This window comes from Bacillus sp. Medicinal_06, assembly GCF_056711665.1.
This window is the reverse complement of record NZ_JBWYHD010000005.1, coordinates 123,938-140,937: the sequence shown is the minus strand read 5'-3', so window position 1 is coordinate 140,937 and position 17,000 is coordinate 123,938. Positions and strand designations below refer to the sequence as shown.

At 34.8% G+C, this 17,000-nt stretch carries 16 protein-coding genes and 1 pseudogene; 10 read left to right on the top strand and 7 right to left on the bottom strand.

Translation table 11 applies throughout. The features are described 5' to 3' along the window. Both AC1M36_RS13560 and AC1M36_RS13555 read right to left on the bottom strand, forming a co-directional pair. Positions 1–330, bottom strand: coding sequence for a DUF3147 family protein (locus AC1M36_RS13560; RefSeq protein ID WP_336451879.1), 330 nt, complete (start codon positions 328–330; stop codon positions 1–3). Then, positions 314–724: a MarR family winged helix-turn-helix transcriptional regulator gene (locus tag AC1M36_RS13555; protein WP_336451880.1), complete on the bottom strand. Its 411-nt coding sequence runs from the start codon at positions 722–724 to the stop codon at positions 314–316. The genes AC1M36_RS13560 and AC1M36_RS13555 overlap by 17 nt, the downstream gene beginning before the upstream one ends. Before the next feature lie 159 nt (positions 725–883). Between AC1M36_RS13555 and AC1M36_RS13550 the strand changes: the two genes are divergently transcribed. Continuing rightward, positions 884–1,678, top strand: a complete 795-nt coding sequence (locus tag AC1M36_RS13550) for a PP2C family serine/threonine-protein phosphatase (RefSeq protein WP_336451881.1) — start codon at positions 884–886, stop codon at positions 1,676–1,678. 51 nt (positions 1,679–1,729) lie between these two features. Here the strand turns inward: AC1M36_RS13550 and asnB are convergent, their stop codons facing one another. Next, on the bottom strand, positions 1,730–3,553 hold the full coding sequence (gene asnB, locus AC1M36_RS13545; RefSeq protein WP_431612884.1) for an asparagine synthase (glutamine-hydrolyzing): 1,824 nt from the start codon (positions 3,551–3,553) through the stop codon (positions 1,730–1,732). A 328-nt stretch (positions 3,554–3,881) separates the two neighbouring features. On the opposite strand from asnB, the gene AC1M36_RS13540 reads away from it, so the two are divergent. After that, positions 3,882–4,298 (top strand): DUF4179 domain-containing protein, encoded by a 417-nt coding sequence (locus AC1M36_RS13540; protein WP_336451883.1) that lies wholly within the window; start codon positions 3,882–3,884, stop codon positions 4,296–4,298. 181 nt (positions 4,299–4,479) lie between these two features. Here AC1M36_RS13540 and AC1M36_RS13535 read toward each other — a convergent pair whose 3' ends face one another. Further along, positions 4,480–5,553: a WD40/YVTN/BNR-like repeat-containing protein gene (locus tag AC1M36_RS13535; RefSeq protein ID WP_336451884.1), complete on the bottom strand. Its 1,074-nt coding sequence runs from the start codon at positions 5,551–5,553 to the stop codon at positions 4,480–4,482. A gap of 223 nt (positions 5,554–5,776) precedes the next feature. Between AC1M36_RS13535 and AC1M36_RS13530 the strand changes: the two are divergent. After that, positions 5,777–6,678: pseudogene (locus AC1M36_RS13530) on the top strand (cation diffusion facilitator family transporter). Between the two features lie 193 nt (positions 6,679–6,871). Continuing rightward, entirely contained in the window at positions 6,872–7,042 is a 171-nt protein-coding gene (gene fbpA, locus AC1M36_RS13525) for a Fur-regulated basic protein FbpA (RefSeq protein WP_336451885.1), read from the top strand. Positions 7,043–7,104: 62 nt separating this feature from the next. Here the strand turns inward: fbpA and AC1M36_RS13520 are convergent, their stop codons facing one another. Continuing rightward, on the bottom strand, positions 7,105–7,776 hold the full coding sequence (locus AC1M36_RS13520; protein WP_336451886.1) for a GntR family transcriptional regulator: 672 nt from the start codon (positions 7,774–7,776) through the stop codon (positions 7,105–7,107). A 16-nt stretch (positions 7,777–7,792) separates the two neighbouring features. Continuing rightward, on the bottom strand, positions 7,793–8,758 hold the full coding sequence (locus AC1M36_RS13515; RefSeq protein WP_431612885.1) for a DMT family transporter: 966 nt from the start codon (positions 8,756–8,758) through the stop codon (positions 7,793–7,795). 166 nt (positions 8,759–8,924) lie between these two features. Here AC1M36_RS13515 and AC1M36_RS13510 point away from each other — a divergent pair, with 166 nt between their 5' ends. Then, positions 8,925–9,233: a DUF3784 domain-containing protein gene (locus AC1M36_RS13510; RefSeq protein WP_336451888.1), complete on the top strand. Its 309-nt coding sequence runs from the start codon at positions 8,925–8,927 to the stop codon at positions 9,231–9,233. 54 nt (positions 9,234–9,287) lie between these two features. Here AC1M36_RS13510 and AC1M36_RS13505 read toward each other — a convergent pair whose 3' ends face one another. Beyond that, positions 9,288–10,475 carry a GTP-binding protein gene (locus tag AC1M36_RS13505; RefSeq protein WP_336451889.1) on the bottom strand — a complete coding sequence of 396 codons (1,188 nt, stop codon included), beginning with the start codon at positions 10,473–10,475 and terminating at the stop codon, positions 9,288–9,290. A 172-nt stretch (positions 10,476–10,647) separates the two neighbouring features. Between AC1M36_RS13505 and AC1M36_RS13500 the strand changes: the two genes are divergently transcribed. The 5 genes from AC1M36_RS13500 to fumC all read left to right on the top strand — a co-directional run bounded on the left by AC1M36_RS13500 (position 10,648) and on the right by fumC (position 16,968). Beyond that, positions 10,648–11,640 (top strand): permease, encoded by a 993-nt coding sequence (locus tag AC1M36_RS13500; protein ID WP_336451984.1) that lies wholly within the window; start codon positions 10,648–10,650, stop codon positions 11,638–11,640. Between the two features lie 12 nt (positions 11,641–11,652). After that, positions 11,653–12,519, top strand: a complete 867-nt coding sequence (locus AC1M36_RS13495) for a TIGR03943 family putative permease subunit (RefSeq protein WP_336451890.1) — start codon at positions 11,653–11,655, stop codon at positions 12,517–12,519. Positions 12,520–13,112: 593 nt separating this feature from the next. Continuing rightward, positions 13,113–14,516 carry a Na+/H+ antiporter NhaC gene (gene nhaC / locus AC1M36_RS13490; RefSeq protein WP_336451891.1) on the top strand — a complete coding sequence of 468 codons (1,404 nt, stop codon included), beginning with the start codon at positions 13,113–13,115 and terminating at the stop codon, positions 14,514–14,516. A 169-nt stretch (positions 14,517–14,685) separates the two neighbouring features. Then, the gene (locus AC1M36_RS13485; protein ID WP_336451892.1) at positions 14,686–15,471 is read left to right on the top strand and encodes a TerC family protein; all 786 of its coding nucleotides are present in this window, start codon (positions 14,686–14,688) and stop codon (positions 15,469–15,471) included. Between the two features lie 108 nt (positions 15,472–15,579). After that, the gene (gene fumC / locus AC1M36_RS13480; RefSeq protein ID WP_336451893.1) at positions 15,580–16,968 is read left to right on the top strand and encodes a class II fumarate hydratase; all 1,389 of its coding nucleotides are present in this window, start codon (positions 15,580–15,582) and stop codon (positions 16,966–16,968) included. Positions 16,969–17,000 lie beyond the last annotated feature (32 nt).

Below are 17,000 nucleotides of genomic sequence, written 5' to 3'. Positions count from 1 at the left end.
CTAGGATTGAAATATTTTTTGACAAGCAAGTGCGATACACCAAATACCGATACCGAATAGTACAGATGTACTTAGCGAAAAAGAATTTTTTAGTCCAATATAAACAATAAATAATAGGAGTGCTGATGCAGGAAATCCATATAATACTCCTAAAGCAAATTGACTTAACTCTTGTTTGCTCCCGCCTTCAACAGAAATCCAAAACAAGCTGAGCAAACTAATAAGTGGAAGGGCAGCTATGAAACCGCCAAGCGTACTATAATGCTTCGCAAATTCAGTTACACCGCCAATAATTAAAGCAGAGACGATGACTTTAACGAGGAAATGCATATTTTGACTCCTTTGCTAGTAATGAAAAGGCCTTTTCGATTAATTGTTGTTCTTCTTTTGAAAATTGGGATTCTAATACTTTTAATTTTTCTTCATCTAATAATGTATGTTTCGTTAACACTTCTTTACCTTCTGTAGTCAATGCAAGATTAACGACTCGCTCATCATGTTTATTTCGCTCTTTTATAACGAATCTTTTTTGAATAAGTCGTTTCACATGTTCGGATGCTGTATTATGAGATAACCCTAATTCAGATGCTACTTTGCCGATTGTAGGTTCCGTCTCTCGGAAAATGATTTGTAGAATTCGGATGGCTTGGTGAGAAAGATTGCCTTCATATTCATATCGTAAGTGATAATAAATGGTTTCCCAGTTTGCATTAATACTTTTCATATTTAAGTTCCTCCATTAGTTTTTATATCTTATAATACGATATATTCGTTTTGTAAGATTTAAATTCCTTCTATTTTACATAGAAAAATTGAAAAAGTTTATTTTTCTTGCAATATACGGTACTCTTAGTGTAAAGGCATACAAATAGCAAGAGAGAGGATGATTGAAGTGCATACATTTAAATGGATTAGTCATGAAAAGATGTATTTAGACCAAGTGCATGTTGAAAAATGCGGTCCTCTTTCAGTTGGTATATATGGCGGGAATCAAGAGAGCGATGCGTATGAAAGAGGAGATGCAGTCCTAGCTTGGTGGGACACGCAATTAGAATTTGAATTTGTTATGATTTTTGACGCTCATCATAAAACGAAAAATATACATTATATAATAGAAGCAATTTCTGAAAGAAAAGAGAAGTTACAGGAATTGTTCTCATACCCAATTCATCTTGCATTTCATCATACACATATGTATTTATTGGCGTTATTTACAGATGAATCGTTTATTGAGAAAAGTGAACAAGAAAATGAAGAACTAGCTTGTTTAATCTGTTTACGAAAAGGTGAGTTCTTGTATTGGTTATCAGTAGGAGAGTGCTTTGCTTATTTATTTCATTCAGAACAATTACAGAATGGAAAAGGGAGATTAAATAAACGTAAATTCTATGAGTATATTGGAAGAAAAAATGTGTTTGCTGCTAATACGCCATGTTTCACTTCTGGGGTTCGTGGATTAGAGAAGGGAATCAATCATATTGTTTTGGCGACAGACGGTGTGTTAGAGTGTGATAAGCAAACGTTTGATGATGATCGCTCCTTACTTGAAGTGCTATATAAAGGAGATTGTCTTCAAATTGAGTCTGCATTAGCGAACGTGCTTGAATGGAAGGGAAGAGATTGTGCGACTATTATTGGGTGGTCAATTGATACAGAAAATAGAGAATGTGCAAACTAATATACGAATAAAGAGAGCTTAGAACATATAGATTCTAAGCTCTCTTTATTATTAATGAATATGAATGTGATAGGTTTTTAACCATTCATTGATTTGTAGCATGTATTCCATTACACTTCTCGCTCCAAGGTCATCGATTTCCTTGTTTGTTTGATTAGCCATTGTAAGCAGTATGGAATGATTGATGAGAGAGAAGATGGGATTGTTTTTATTGCTGCACATATCGAGCGTCAAATTACGGATGGACTGTAAATAATGCGGATCTTGTGAAGTAGGATAGGCACTTTTTCTTCTGTTTCGGACATCGTCAGGTAATGCACCTTGCAATGCTCGGCGTAAAATTCCTTTTTCAATATTATCAATACTTTTCATATCAAAAGGTATGTTCCATAAGTATTCAACAAGCCGGTAATCACAAAATGGTACACGAACTTCAAAACCAACAGCCATGCTCATGCGATCTTTTCGATCAAGTAAAAATGGCAGAAATCTTGTTAAGAATAAATAAAACATTTGACGCTGTTTTGCTTCTTTTTTACTTTCCCCTTCAAGGATAGGGACTTCAAGAACAGCCTCTTGGAACCGATTATTGATATAACAATCGAGATTGCACTGCTGCCGTACATCGTCTAATAAAATGAAGGATGAATGTTGCCAATTTGTGAGCCAAGGGAATTGATCGACATATAAAAGCTCCTCTTGATGAAACCAAGGATATCCACCAAATACTTCATCAGCAGATTCGCCAGAGAGAGCAACAGTTGCATCCTTTTTCATTTCTTGAAATAGTAAATATAGTGAAGTTTCCATCTCACCTGCACTTGGTAAATCCTTTGCATGTAGAGGAACGAATAAATGATTTGCTAATTCTTCTGCATTTACAACAATATCGTGATGAGCAGTTCCAACATGCTCGGATACGCGTTTTACCCAAGGAGCATCCAAGCCGGTACGAGCAAACGTTAGTTCAAAATCTTTGGCGCTGTTTACAAAATCAATTGAATAGGTGTGAAGCGTTTTGTTGTGTTTAGCAAATTCTATACCTGCTAGAGCGGTAATGCCGCTAGAATCTAGACCACCGGATAACATACAAACGAGAGGTACATCAGCAATTAATTGTCTTTTTACTGTATCTTGTAAGATGGAAAAAATATGTGAAGCCGTATGCTCTGAATTATCCATATGATGTCTACTTTCAAGTTTCCAATATTTTTTCATTTCTTTTTTATCCCGAGTGAATGTTATATAATGCCCGGCACGTACTTCTTTAATATGTTTAAATACGCCGCATCCTGGAGTCCGAAACAATCCTAATCCAAATATTTCATTGATACCATCTGTGTCAAGTTCAGCAGAGACAGATGGATGAGCGAATAATGCTTTTATTTCAGAACCAAAAATAATGCTTTGATTATGCTCTGTATAAAAGAGTGGTTTGACACCTAAATGATCTCTTGCTAAAAAGAGCTGTTGTTTGTGATCATCCCATATTGCAAATGCGAAGATCCCATTTAAATGTTGTACACAATCTTCCTGCCATTCTAAATAAGCGTGCAATAGTACTTCTGTATCTGAATGTGTCTGAAATGTATGACCACGTTTTTGGAGCATTTCTCTCAGTTCGCGGAAATTGTAAATCTCCCCATTATATGTGATGGCGAAGGTGTAATCACCCGCTTTAAATGTTTTTGGCTGCGTCCCACCTTTTGGATCAATGACAATTAAACGACGATGTGCAAATGCAGCTCGCGGTGAAAACCAAAAGCCTTCTGCATCAGGACCGCGATGCTCAATACTCTTTGACATAGCTTTTAAAACATGATGTTGATTTGAAAGATCCTCTTGCCAATCTACCCAACCCGTAATTCCGCACATATACATCTCATCTCCTAAATTTAAATTGTAAAATGACAATAGATTAATGAAATAAAATGTACACAAAATTAAAAAATAATATCATAAATAGTATACTATATTAAATAAATCGTAGACTTGAGAAAATTTTCTCCGATTCCATATTTGTATGAGACAATAGGACAGAGGAAGGGATAATATTCCAATTAATTAAATTCATTCATAAAAGATGAGATAAAAATTTATCCTGTACGTTATATAAGGTATAAGAACTTTTACAAAAAAATAAGGGGAATTGTGAAATGAAATCAAACGATAGAAATTTTGTAAAAAGGCTGCAACGCTTGGATTGGGATTTCCTACTTATGCCGGAAGTCTTCCAATAGTAGGAGATATTTTTCAATTTTTAGATAATGGCAGAACAGGTCTTTATGAGAATCATAAAACGAATACAGATGGAAAAAATGGGCCTCATTATGATTATAAACAGCATGCCACGGAAATAAATATGACAAAAGAAAGTAACGGAATTAAAGTTACGGTAAATGATGCGGTTTTTGATGAGAAAACAGTTTCATTAACCTATTCTATAGAAAGTAATCAGGACTTAGGGCAAAATCCTAGCACTTTTGATTTTCTAAAAATAAAAGAATCGGATGGGGTATCAGGAAGTAATCAAATTTTTAAAGTTGATGAAGGGAAATATGTAGGTTTAGTGACCGCAAGTTATTTTGCTGGTAGTAAAATAACTTGCGGTAAATATTGAGTGGGATATACAGAGTATAAATGTTTCAGAAAATCAAAGAGAAATAAAAGGAGAGTGGAATTTTAGTCTTAGTCTACATGCGCCGAAAAGTAGAGATATTGTTTTAGCTGATATTATAATTGATTTAAAGAAATAAAAAAGGAAAGGACTGTCTTGTAAATAAGCAGTCCTTTTTCTTTTATTAAGAAGTTGTAACTAATAAGGCGTGGGGGTGCTGCGTTTTATATTCTTCTTTCCAAGGAATGTTTAATTGCTCCCAAGTCTGCCCGCTATCTAATGATTGAAATACACCATTATTATTTAAAGTATAAAATGTATGAGGTTCGGCAGGATTTGTTGCAAGCATAGAGATGACAGTTCCGATTGCTGACGATAGCCCGTGTTGCACTTTTTGGAAAGGAGTGTTTTTTGTTTTTCGATAAATATAAGATTCATAAGGTATACGATGGTGAGCTAGGTCAGCATTTGGTGCAGCAGAGACAAGTATCGTATCACAATCACCTGGATCGATAGCCATACTATATAAATAGTGATGTTCTAAGCCCTCGCTACAAGAAATCCAACTGTTTCCGCTATTATAACTTTCGAGGTATGCACGTTCAGAACCACTCATAAACCCATCGCCACATGATGCGTAAAGACGATTTGGAGCCAGTGGGTGCATAAGTAGTTGGTGAGCATCGATAGGAGCACCGAATTTTTTATCCTCCCATGTTTGGCCATTATCTTTACTTTGGATAACAGCTCCTGCTTCAATTGATACATGTAGCGTATCTTGTTTATTTGGATCGACTGTAATCCAGCGAACATGATGTGTAAATGGGCGTGGTGGAAATGCCCATGTATATGAGGAAAGTAATGATTTCATATTTTTACACTCGCTCCATGTTTCTCCGCCGTTTTCTGAATAAAACAAAGCACTAGGTTCTGTTCCTACATAAACAACACCATAGCCATTAACTTGTTTAATAGGACTTATAGAGATAGAAGTAATAGCAGAATGTAAAATGCCATCTTCTTTAGGAAAGTCAAAATAACGATAAGAATCTCCAATTGGTCTCCAAGACTCGCCCCTATCATCGCTTAGCCATAATCCCCGGCCAAATGTTCCACAATATATACGATTTGGTTGAAATGGGTCAACCGCAATACAAGTAGGTTGCATATTTTGTAAGTGATATTGAACTTGAAGTTCTTCATTTCTTTCTTCCACGACAAGAAGTTCACGTTCCATACAAAGGAATAATCGCTTCAATTTTATAGCCTCCTTTTCATTTCTTAACAGTATTAAATAATATGAGAAAGAAAAAGAAGTAGTCTTATTTTTGATTGAGAAAAAGGAAATAGTAGTAGGAATAACGAAAGGGGTATAAGTGAAGGGGTGGATCGTAGATAGGGGTATAAGTGAATAGACTTGGATAAATTAGTAAGGTTTGTCACATGATAATATGTAGATATTGTTTTTGAAGGGGATCTACATGGGACATTCACATCATCATGGTCATTCACAAAATAAAAAAGCATTAATGATAGCATTCATATTAACGACGGGATTTATGATTGCCGAGGTCATTGGCGGATTTGTAACGAATAGTTTAGCACTTTTATCAGATGCTGGGCATATGCTAAGTGACGCAGTATCTCTTGCTTTAAGTTTGCTGGCTTTTAAAATTGGAGAAAAAAAACGACTTTAGAAAAAACGTACGGGTATAAGCGAATTGAAATGTTAGCCGCATTATGTAATGGTGTCGTTCTTATCGTTATTTCGATATACATTTTTATCGAAGCAATTCGCCGTTTTCAAGAACCAGTAGAGATTGCTAGTAATGGGATGTTACTCATCGCTGTTTTTGGGTTATTTATTAATATTACATCAGCATGGATTTTAACGCGAGGCGGAGATGTAAAAGAAAATTTAAATGTACGAAGCGCATTTTTACATGTATTAGGTGATTTGCTAGGTTCAGTAGGAGCGATTATAGCTGCATTACTCATTAAGTTTTTTGGATGGACGGCTGCCGATCCAATTGCCAGTATCCTCGTTTCCATATTAGTCATAATAAGTGGCTGGCGTGTAACACGTGATACCGTTCATATATTGATGGAAGGTACACCGGGGCATATTAATATAGAAGAAGTGAAAGATACATTATTAAACATTGCAATTGTAAAAGAGGTCCACGATTTACACATATGGTCGGTGACATCGGATTTTCAAGTTTTAACTTGTCATCTTGTTGTAGAAAAGGAAGATGATACACAAGTTGTATTAGTTCAGGCATCAAATGTATTGAAAGAAAAGTTTCATGTAGAACATGTGACAATTCAAGTGGAAGTGGAAGGGAAATTTAGTCATATTGAAGCAGACTGCGTATTATGAAAGAAAAAAGATGATAAAAAGTGTCATAAACATCCTCTGGTAACATACATATATATAATGTGGCCACAAACAGTTTGTAAGGTAAATATTTCATCAAATTACTTTACTTATAAAGTATCATCTTTTATAATCAAAGTGGTAATTGACAAAGATTATCATTTTCAATAATTGTAGAAAGGAGTTTTTTAAAAAGATGAGTAGTCAACTCCGTTTTGCTGTTGAAAATCGTAAAAGGCAGTTAATTGATCAGTTAATTGGGGCAGGGGTGTTTAAAGTTCTCGACCGACAATTATACGAGCTTTCCTTAGAGGAACTAGAAAAAGAGTATAGCGACATTGAGAAATATGCCGAGATTCGTGCATAGTCATATAGAATTGTAAAGAAAGAGCCGTTTGTGTTGAGAGAATACGTAAACGGCTCTTTTCATTATTCCATAGAGATTATTTTTTGGATTTCTTTCATCGGCCGTAGCCAGTTTTGAGACATGATTTGTTCTATATGTGCTGCATCCTGGTTTTTTAATGCTTCGATGATTAAATTGTGTTCTTCAATCGATTGACGTGCAGGAATGAAGTTCTGGAAAAAAAGGTATTCAAGACGTAATACATGAAGTTGTATGTTTGCTAAGAAGGGTTCGATATATGTATTTTTAGCGATGGATACGATTGTATTATGAAATTGTATATCTAAGTGTAATGCTTGTTTTGAATTTTTTTCATCTATGGCATTTTGAAACGCTTTGTTTATTTCAGAAAGTCTTATCAGGTCAGTTTCGTTTATTTGATGAATTGCTTGTTTTCCAATAATAGTATGAAGGCCAGCGATCGTTTCATAAATGACAGATACATCTTTTAATTTTATAGGAGAAATTTTCGTTTTTTGACCAGGGATCATCTCCACTAGACCCGAAAGCTCTAAGACTTGTAACGCCTCTCTAACGGGTGTTCTACTGACACCTAAGGCTTCTGCTAGCTCTCCATCATTAATTTTTTCATCAGGTTGTAAAACACCTTCAATAATCCAATTCTGTAATTGATTTAACACAAGTGACTTAGCGGATACTCTTTCTTGCTTTCGATAGTTTGGAGGAATAGGCATAATAAAATATTTCCTTTCATTTAATATTTTGCTTTTTTGTCTCGACAAGTTGTAATTTAGGTTTTCCTTCATCTGGTTTTTGGCTTAGTACAAGTACCATTACAATAACGCAAAGAGCGCCTAATAATTGAAATGATTGAAGCGGAACATGCAAAATTAAAATCGAAGAAATGATAGCTGCTAGTGGCTCTGTACAACCAAATAATGTAGTTTCTTTTGGTGTAAGATACCGTATGCTGTCTAAATATAAATAAAATGCGATGAGTGTTCCGAAAATCACAACGAATACAATGAGAAACAGGTTGTTAGGCTGTAAATATTTCATGCCTGATAATAAAATAAACTCGTTCGTGGATAAAAAGTGTAAGGTGGTTACACCAATTCCTCCAATAATCATGCTCCATCCAACAATGACAGATGAAGACCATTTCTCTAATAATTCCTTTGAATAAAGGCTGTAGAATGCTAGTGACAGACCAGATAAAATACCCCAAATGATAGCCGGTGTTGAAACAGCCAAATTATCAATGGATCCATTCGTTAGTAAGAAAAAGGTTCCGATTAAAGAGAGGGCGATAGAAATAAAATCGATTTTCGTAGGACGAATATTCCATTTAAAGATAAGGTAAACAGTGATAAATATCGGCGCTAAATATTGTAATAATGTTGCAACTGCAGCATTACCTTCCTTAATAGATGCAAAATAGGTGTATTGTACTGCAAGCATTCCTAACAATCCAAACAGAATCATTTTGTTTGCATCGGCCTTTTGTTTCCAAATGCCGAATACTTCTGATTTTTTACTACCAAATGAGGAGAATAAGAGCAGAATACTTCCGGATATAAGTAAGCGGATTGTAACTAACCATTCTGTAGAGACATTTTCTTGTTGAAAAAGTTGTTGTGCAGCAGTTCCAGATAATCCCCATAAACTTGCCCCCGTAATGACCATAATAATGCCTTTCAATCTTCCTGAATCCATAGATAAATCCTCCTTTCGGAAAGGAAATTTAATTTGAATATTGAATACAATATGCAATATATCACAAGTAATGTAAAAAATAAACGGAATTTTAAAACATTTAAAACATTTAAAACAATAACTGCTAGATGTAATTATGATAAAATATTGTAAAGGGGGGGATTTGATGATTGGCGGATTTATCATTTGTTTTCTTGTAGGTATGTTAATTATTATTCTAGGATACCAAACTCATATAAAAAAGAGGTTATTTCTTCTTACTGGATATCAAGAAGAGACGTTTATAGGAGATAAGAAAAAACTTGCTAAAATAGCAGGGTTTTTTTCTTATGTAATAGGAATTGCTACCGCTCTTTTGCCATTTGGATTAGAAGCAATTGGTGACGCTGCGGAGATTAGCTATGGGGTTTTTGTTGTGATAAGTACAATTGTACTTATTATATGGGGGAATGTAATAAATAAACCTAAAAAATAATTTGAAATAAGATGATAACCATTTAAGGAAACCATCTTATTTTTTTACTTTATATTATGATACAACGGTGAAAGGTGGAATTGGATCAACAAAATTGTCCCAATTCTGTTTCATTTCTTCTTCGGTTAATAAGCACGTATCTAAAGAACGTTCAATTTCATATTGATTCATTTCAACTCCAATAAAGACTAGTTCTGTTATTCGATCTCCGTACTGCTCATCCCAATTCTTTAGTATTCCGGGCTCTTCTATAAGTATTTGCTGCTGCTCAGCTTCTGGTAATGCTGCAATCCATTCACCAGCTCCCTGGATGGTAATCGAAGAACCAGCTTGAGATAAAAGTCCCATCATATGATTACGAGATGCGAGCCAAAAAAAGCCTTTCGCTCTTACAACATCCAAAGGCCATTTTTTTAACCAATGCATAAGTCGAACAGGATGAAATGGACGCTTGCGGCGATAAACAAAGGAACTAATGCCGTATTCTTCTGTTTCTGGCGTATGGTGATCATTATTTAACTCTTGAATCCAACCAGCTGCTTGACTTGCTTCATCATAATTAAATAAATTCGTATTTAAAATTTCATTTAGTGGTACTGTGCTAAATGAAGATTCAATAATTTTTGCACTAGGATTTAATTTTTGTAATAGAAGATGGAGTTCGAGGATATCTTCTTTTTCTAGTAAATCCACTTTGTTCAAAAGAATAACATTTGCAAACTCAATTTGATCTATTAGTAGATCGATAACTTCTCGTGTATCACTTTCATCGATTGCTTGCTTTCGATCTAGTAAACTTTCCCCGGCAGCAAAGTCATCCCAAAATCGATTGGAGTCGACTACAGTAACCATTGTATCAAGGCGACATGTACTTGTTAAATCAATGCTAAGTTCTTCGTCCATATATGTAAATGTTTGTGCAACAGGAATTGGTTCACTAATTCCAGAAGATTCAATCACAATATAGTCAATATCTCCTGCCTCAACAAGACGATTTACTTCAATGATTAAATCTTCTCGAAGTGTGCAACAAATGCAACCGTTTTGAATCTCTACTAATTTTTCTTCTGTACGAGAAAAACCTCCTTGTTTCACAAGAGCAGCATCAATATTTACTTCGCTCATATCATTTACAATGACAGCTACTTTTAAGCCCTCTCTATTTGTCAAAATATGATTCAATAATGTTGTTTTTCCAGAACCTAAAAAACCACTTAATACGGTAATGGGTACCTTTTTCATTGTATATTCCTCCTTTTAAATCGTAATGATTACGTTTTATGATAAATGACTTTATAAAGAAATGCAAGAATAAATCATAATGGTTCCGATTTGTGAATAAAAATGAAGTATGAAAAATGTTTGGGTGTTGTCATAGAAAAAGAGGACAAGCATACGTTTAAATATGAATAAAATGGAGGCGGGGAAGTTGGTTTTTAATAGAATTTCAAAAGAGTTAATTGGCACGTTCCTCATTGCAATCTTTCTTTTTTTATTATTTTTTGTAGATTTTACAAGTTTATCAAACTTACACAAGAGTATTCCGAAAGAATGGCTGAACGTAAATACAATTTTTTTAAGTATTTTCTTTGAGGCAGTACCTTTTATTTTATTAGGAGTTCTTGTTTCTTCAGTCATTCAAGTGTTTGTGACAGAGGAGATGATTCGAAAAATATTACCAAAATCAGCAATTGTTGCGATGATTCCTGCGGCATTTGTTGGTGCCCTTTTTCCTATGTGTGAGTGCGTCATCATTCCTGTAGTAAGACGTCTCATTCAGAAAGGTTTACCCACGCATATAGGAATAGTGATTTTAGTAAGTGCTCCAATTTTAAATCCAATTGTGTTTTTATCAACGTATTATGCATTTCGAACAAATCTTCATATTGTATATGCTCGTTTTGGATTGGCTCTATTCGTTGCGTTATTGATAGGTTTAGTTATGTATTATGTTTACCGCAATAAAAGCATTGTGAAAGAGCAAAAGGTCATTTCTCATGATGAGAAGAAAAAAAGTTGGCGAGATGTAATAAGTCATGGCGTGGATGAATTTTTTGATACAGGCAAGTATTTATTAATTGGTGCGTTCTTAGCCAGTTTATTTCAGACATTTTTAAATCGTAATGTGCTTGCAGAAGTTGCAAATAGTGAAGTGATTTCACCATTTGTTATGATGGCATTTGGATATGTACTATCACTTTGTTCAGAAGCAGATGCATTTATCGCAGCATCATTTGGTCATATATTTTCAGTAAAAGCACTCGTTGCTTTTCTAGTATTTGGTCCGATGTTAGATTTGAAAAATACATTGATGTTATTTGCTTACTTTCAAAAAAGATTTGTTTTCTTCTTTATTGGAATTGTCACGATGAGTGTATATATCGTTGTTCAGTTTGCGATGAGTTAGGAGATGATGATAATGAAAAAGCAAAGTAAACAAGAATTTCATGCATATATTCGAGGTGTTATTTTACTTGGGTTTGCAATGCTCTTGTTCAAATTATTGGTAACAGGGAATATTGCTAATTTTATTGCACCTAAAATGATAAAATTTATCTATTTCGCGTTTTTTCTTTCGCTCATTTTAGGTTGCTTACAAGTATGGAATGGGAAAGGGGAGAAAAAAAGAAAATGTGATTGCTGCGAAAATCATACCGTGCCAAAATCAAAAATTGGAATTTTTACGTTATATGCAATATTTTTTATTCCAATTGTAAGTGCCTTTTTATTTTCTAATGTAACAATTGATGGTAGCGTAGCAGCAAATCGTGGTATGAATCAAAGTGCAGGAGCGAAGCAACAGTCCAAAAATTCCGACTGGAGAGAGATATTAGTTGATCAAGAAGAAGAACCCATTCAAAAACTTCCTAAACCAAAGCAGTCGGAAGAAGAATTAGAAAAAAGCTTAATGAAGCAAAATACAATTCAAGTAAATAATGAAACTTATATTCAAACGATGAATGTAATTGGTCAAGATGTGCTTGGATTTAAAGGGAAAGAAATCACATTTACGGGTTTTGTTTATCATGATAAAGAAGTAAAGGGGGATGAAATAGTAGTTGCTCGTTATGGAATTACATGTTGTGTTGCTGATGCTTCTGTTTGGGGAATGATTGTTTCAGGTAAAGATGTGAAAAATCTTCCAGAAGAAATATGGGTGAAAGTAACAGGGACACTAGATGAAACGACATATAAAGGGACGCTATTTCCACTTGTAAAACTAAATAAAGCAGAAAAAATAGAAACGCCGAAGGACCCATATGTGTATGATGCTTTGCCGCAGTGATAATTTGAAATAGTTATTAGTACTGCTAAGGAATAAAGGTAGAAGACGTAAAGAAATATATATAAATTATTAATTAAAAAAGAATAACAGAATATATTCGGAAGTTTAGGGCTATCCTTGAATTCTTATTACATTTTTGGTTACACAAAGTTTCATGAGAAAATCTTAAATCATGATGGTGTACTTTTAGGAGTGGGAATTTTAGTTTTACACTTTTCAATTTTTTTAGCATTAAGCTTGTATGATTTTAAAAGAAAAGACCTGGTGCATTAATGGAGGTTTTCTTTCATATATTAAGGGGATATCTATATAATGAAATGATAGAAAAAACACAAAACTGTTGAACGATTTAGTTCAGCAGTTTTTTTGCCTTTTAGGTTGTTTTTAGGCAAGTATAAATAAAAATACGGTTTTTTAATAATTTTCATTGCGAAATATCGGCTCTACTTTTACAATAGAAAAGGTGTATATTTATTATACTAAAAAAACAAATCGGAATAATGTGAAAATTGTATTTTGCTTGTGTGCATTTTATACAAAAGTACATATTAGGCGACATACATCATGTTATCGACTTGTAAGGAGAGAAGCAAATGAAAAGTGTAAGATTACCATCGATTCCAGAAATCATTATTCTTTTATTACTGTTTCTTGCTGTTGTCTTTTCCTTTCAAACGATCTTTAATTTGCCTATCCAATTAGCGCTATTTATTTCATGGTTTTTAGTAATTGCGCTTGGACTAAGGCTAGGGTTTCGTTATCAAGAATTGCAAGATGCAATTACAAAGGGAATTTCCAACGGATTAGAAGCTATTCTCATCTTAGTTGCTGTAGGAGCACTAATTGGAACATGGATTGCTGGCGGTGTTGTACCGACATTGATTTACTACGGATTAGAATTCATTCATCCGAGCATATTCTTATTAGCAACATTAATTATTTGTTCCATTACTTCGATTGCAACAGGTACATCGTGGGGAACAGTTGGTACAGCTGGTATTGCCATGATGGCAATCGGTGAAGGTCTTGGCTTACCACTTCCATTAGTTGCCGGAGCAGTACTTTCAGGAGCATACTTTGGGGACAAGTTATCTCCGCTTTCTGATAGTACAGTACTTGCTGCTTCAATGGCAAAAGTAGATGTTATTGCGCACGTTCGTGCGATGCTTGTACTAGATGTTCCAGCGTACATTATTACCGGAATTATGTTTACAGTTGCTGGTTGGATGTATGGTGGAGACAATGTTGATTTAAACAGAGTTGAATTTTTAAAAGAGGCATTATTAAAGCAATTTGATATTAAAATATGGATGCTTGTTCCAGCTGTTATTGTTATTGCACTATTAGCAATGAAAAAACCATCAATGCCAACAATTGCGATGGGTGCGCTTCTCGGTGCAGTTTGGGCAACATTGTTCCAAGGTATGCACTTTGGAGATGCAATTGGAACAGCATATAACGGTTTCTCTATTGAATCAGGTGTGGATTTCATTGATAAGTTGCTAAATCGCGGCGGAATCAATGGTATGCTTGGTTCAGTAGCTGTTATTATTTTTGGATTAGGTTTCGGAGGGTTACTTGAAAAACTAGGTGTTTTAAAAGTAATTGTATCAAAATTTGAGAAGAAACTAAACTCTGCAGGAAATGTAACGCTGTCTACATTAATTGTTGCTTTCCTAGCAAACGTATTTGGCTGTGCGATGTACGTATCACTTATTTTAACACCAAAAATTATGCAAGACAGCTATGATAAATTAAAACTTGATCGCCGTATATTAGCACGTAATTCAGAGGTAGGTGGAACGCTAACTTCAGGTATGGTTCCATGGTCTGATAATGGTATCTTTATGGCTGGTATTTTAGGTGTCGCAACATTATCATACATTCCATTCATGTGGATGAGCTTCGTATCATTAGCACTAGCAGTTATATACGGATATACAGGGAAATTCATCTGGTATGTTGATGATGCTAAAAAAGGAAAACAGGCATCATAATATATAGAATTATCTCTATTATTGGTTCATTAGAGATGTTTTTACCTTATAATATTAAGTCAACCCGTAAGTTCAATGCGAACTTACGGGTTGTTTCGTTTCTGGTGATATTCGTATATTTCCCCTATGAGAAAGCAAAATATATAGTATCAAAAACAGGAGGAGAGCTATGGCCGAATCATTATTGTTGGAGTATGGGGGAATTATATTAATTCTTATCGCATTAGAAGGGGTTTTATCGGCGGATAATGCTCTTGTGCTTGCTATTATGGTTAAGCACTTACCTGAAGATGATAGGAAAAAGGCATTGTTTTATGGATTGTTTGGAGCATTCCTATTTCGATTTGGATCATTATTTTTAATTTCATTTCTTGTGAATGTATGGCAGATGCAAGCGATTGGTGCGATTTATTTATTGTTTCTTTCTGCTAGAAGTTTGGTTAAAGTATATCGAAAAAAGAAGTGGCAAAGAGAAAAGCGTGGAGAGCAGGGAAAAAAGATTGAAGAACATACTTCGAAAAAGAAAAGTGGTTTTTGGTTAACAGTTCTGAAAGTAGAGATTACAGATACTGCATTTGCGATTGATTCAATTTTAGCTGCAGTGGCTCTTACTTTAACTATTACACCACTAAATAAAGGGATGGTAGGTGGTCTTGATGCAGGAAGATTTTTCGTCATTTTAACTGGTGGAATGGCTGGTTTAATTATTATGCGATTCGCAGCTACCTACTTTGTGAAGTTGTTGCGTGAAAGACCTGGTCTTGAAACAGCGGCATTTATGATTGTTGGGTGGGTTGGTGTGAAGCTTATTATTTCAACGTTAGCACATCCTATGGTTGGAATCATCGATAAGGATTTCCCTCAATCAGTTACGTGGAAAGCTATTTTTTATATCGTATTAATTGCGATTGGCGTTTGCGGTTGGTTTTTATCACCTGATCCATCTGAAACATAATTTTTTAAATATAGAATTATGAGTAAATAAGAGTGAGAATCCTTATCATTTGAAGGGAAGTCTGTTACAATAAAAACGTAGCAATTATATTTTCAAGGGGATGAAAACATGGAGTACAGAATTGAAAGAGATACTTTAGGAGAAATGAAAGTTCCAGCTGATAAATTATGGGCAGCGCAAACACAACGCAGTAAAGAAAACTTTCCGATTGGAACGGAGCATATGCCACTTGAAATTGTGCAAGCATTTGCAATTTTAAAGAAGAGTGCAGCAATTAGCAACGAGAAGTTAGGAAAGTTATCCGAGGAGAAGGCTCATGCAATCGTAGAAGCGGTTGATGAAATTTTAGCAGGAAAATGGAATGAACATTTCCCACTTGTTGTATGGCAAACGGGTAGCGGAACACAATCGAATATGAATGTGAATGAAGTAATCGCAAACCGAGGAAATCAAATTTTAAAAGAAAAAGGACTTGATGTACATATTCATCCAAATGATGATGTGAATATGTCCCAAAGTTCAAATGACACATTTCCAACAGCGCTTCACGTTGCTTGCGTGATCGCGGTAGAAAATCAAGTGTTACCAGCAATTATAAAATTAAAGGAAACGTTAGAGAAAAAAGTAAATGAGTTTCAAAATATTATTAAAATCGGTCGTACGCATTTGCAAGATGCAACACCTTTAACATTAGGGCAAGAAATTAGTGGTTGGCATCGTATGCTAGAAAAAACGGAGCGTATGATTGCTGATAGCAATACATATATGAAGGAACTTGCGATTGGTGGTACTGCAGTTGGAACAGGCATTAATGCTCATCCTAAATTTGGTGAGATGGTAGCAGAGGAAATTAGCCAGTTTACAGGTAAGCAATTTGTATCAGCGCCAAATAAGTTTCATGCATTAACAAGTCATGATGAGGCTGTGTTTGCACATGGTGCATTAAAAGCATTAGCAGCTGACTTAATGAAAATTGCAAACGATGTACGTTGGCTCGCAAGTGGTCCACGTAGTGGTCTTGGTGAAATTATTATTCCTGCAAATGAGCCAGGAAGTTCAATTATGCCGGGTAAAGTAAATCCAACGCAAAGTGAAGCATTAACAATGGTGGCAGCGCAAGTTATGGGAAATGATGCAACGATTGGCTTTGCAGCGAGCCAAGGTAACTTTGAGTTAAACGTATTTAAACCGGTAATTGCATATAATTTCTTACAATCAGCTCGTTTATTAGCCGATGCGACGATTTCGTTCAATGATAAATGTGCGGTCGGTATTGAAGCGAATGAAGAAGTGATTAACCAGAATGTAAATCGTTCTTTAATGCTAGTTACAGCATTAAATCCACATATTGGATATGAAAATGCAGCGAAAATTGCGAAGCATGCTCATAAAGAGGGATTAACGTTAAAAGAAGCAGCATTACAATCAGGATTATTAACAGAAGAACAGTTCGATGAAATTGTAGATCCGAAGAAAATGATTGCACCGAAAGAATAAGCATTAATGAATAATGAAGAGCCAAGATTCTA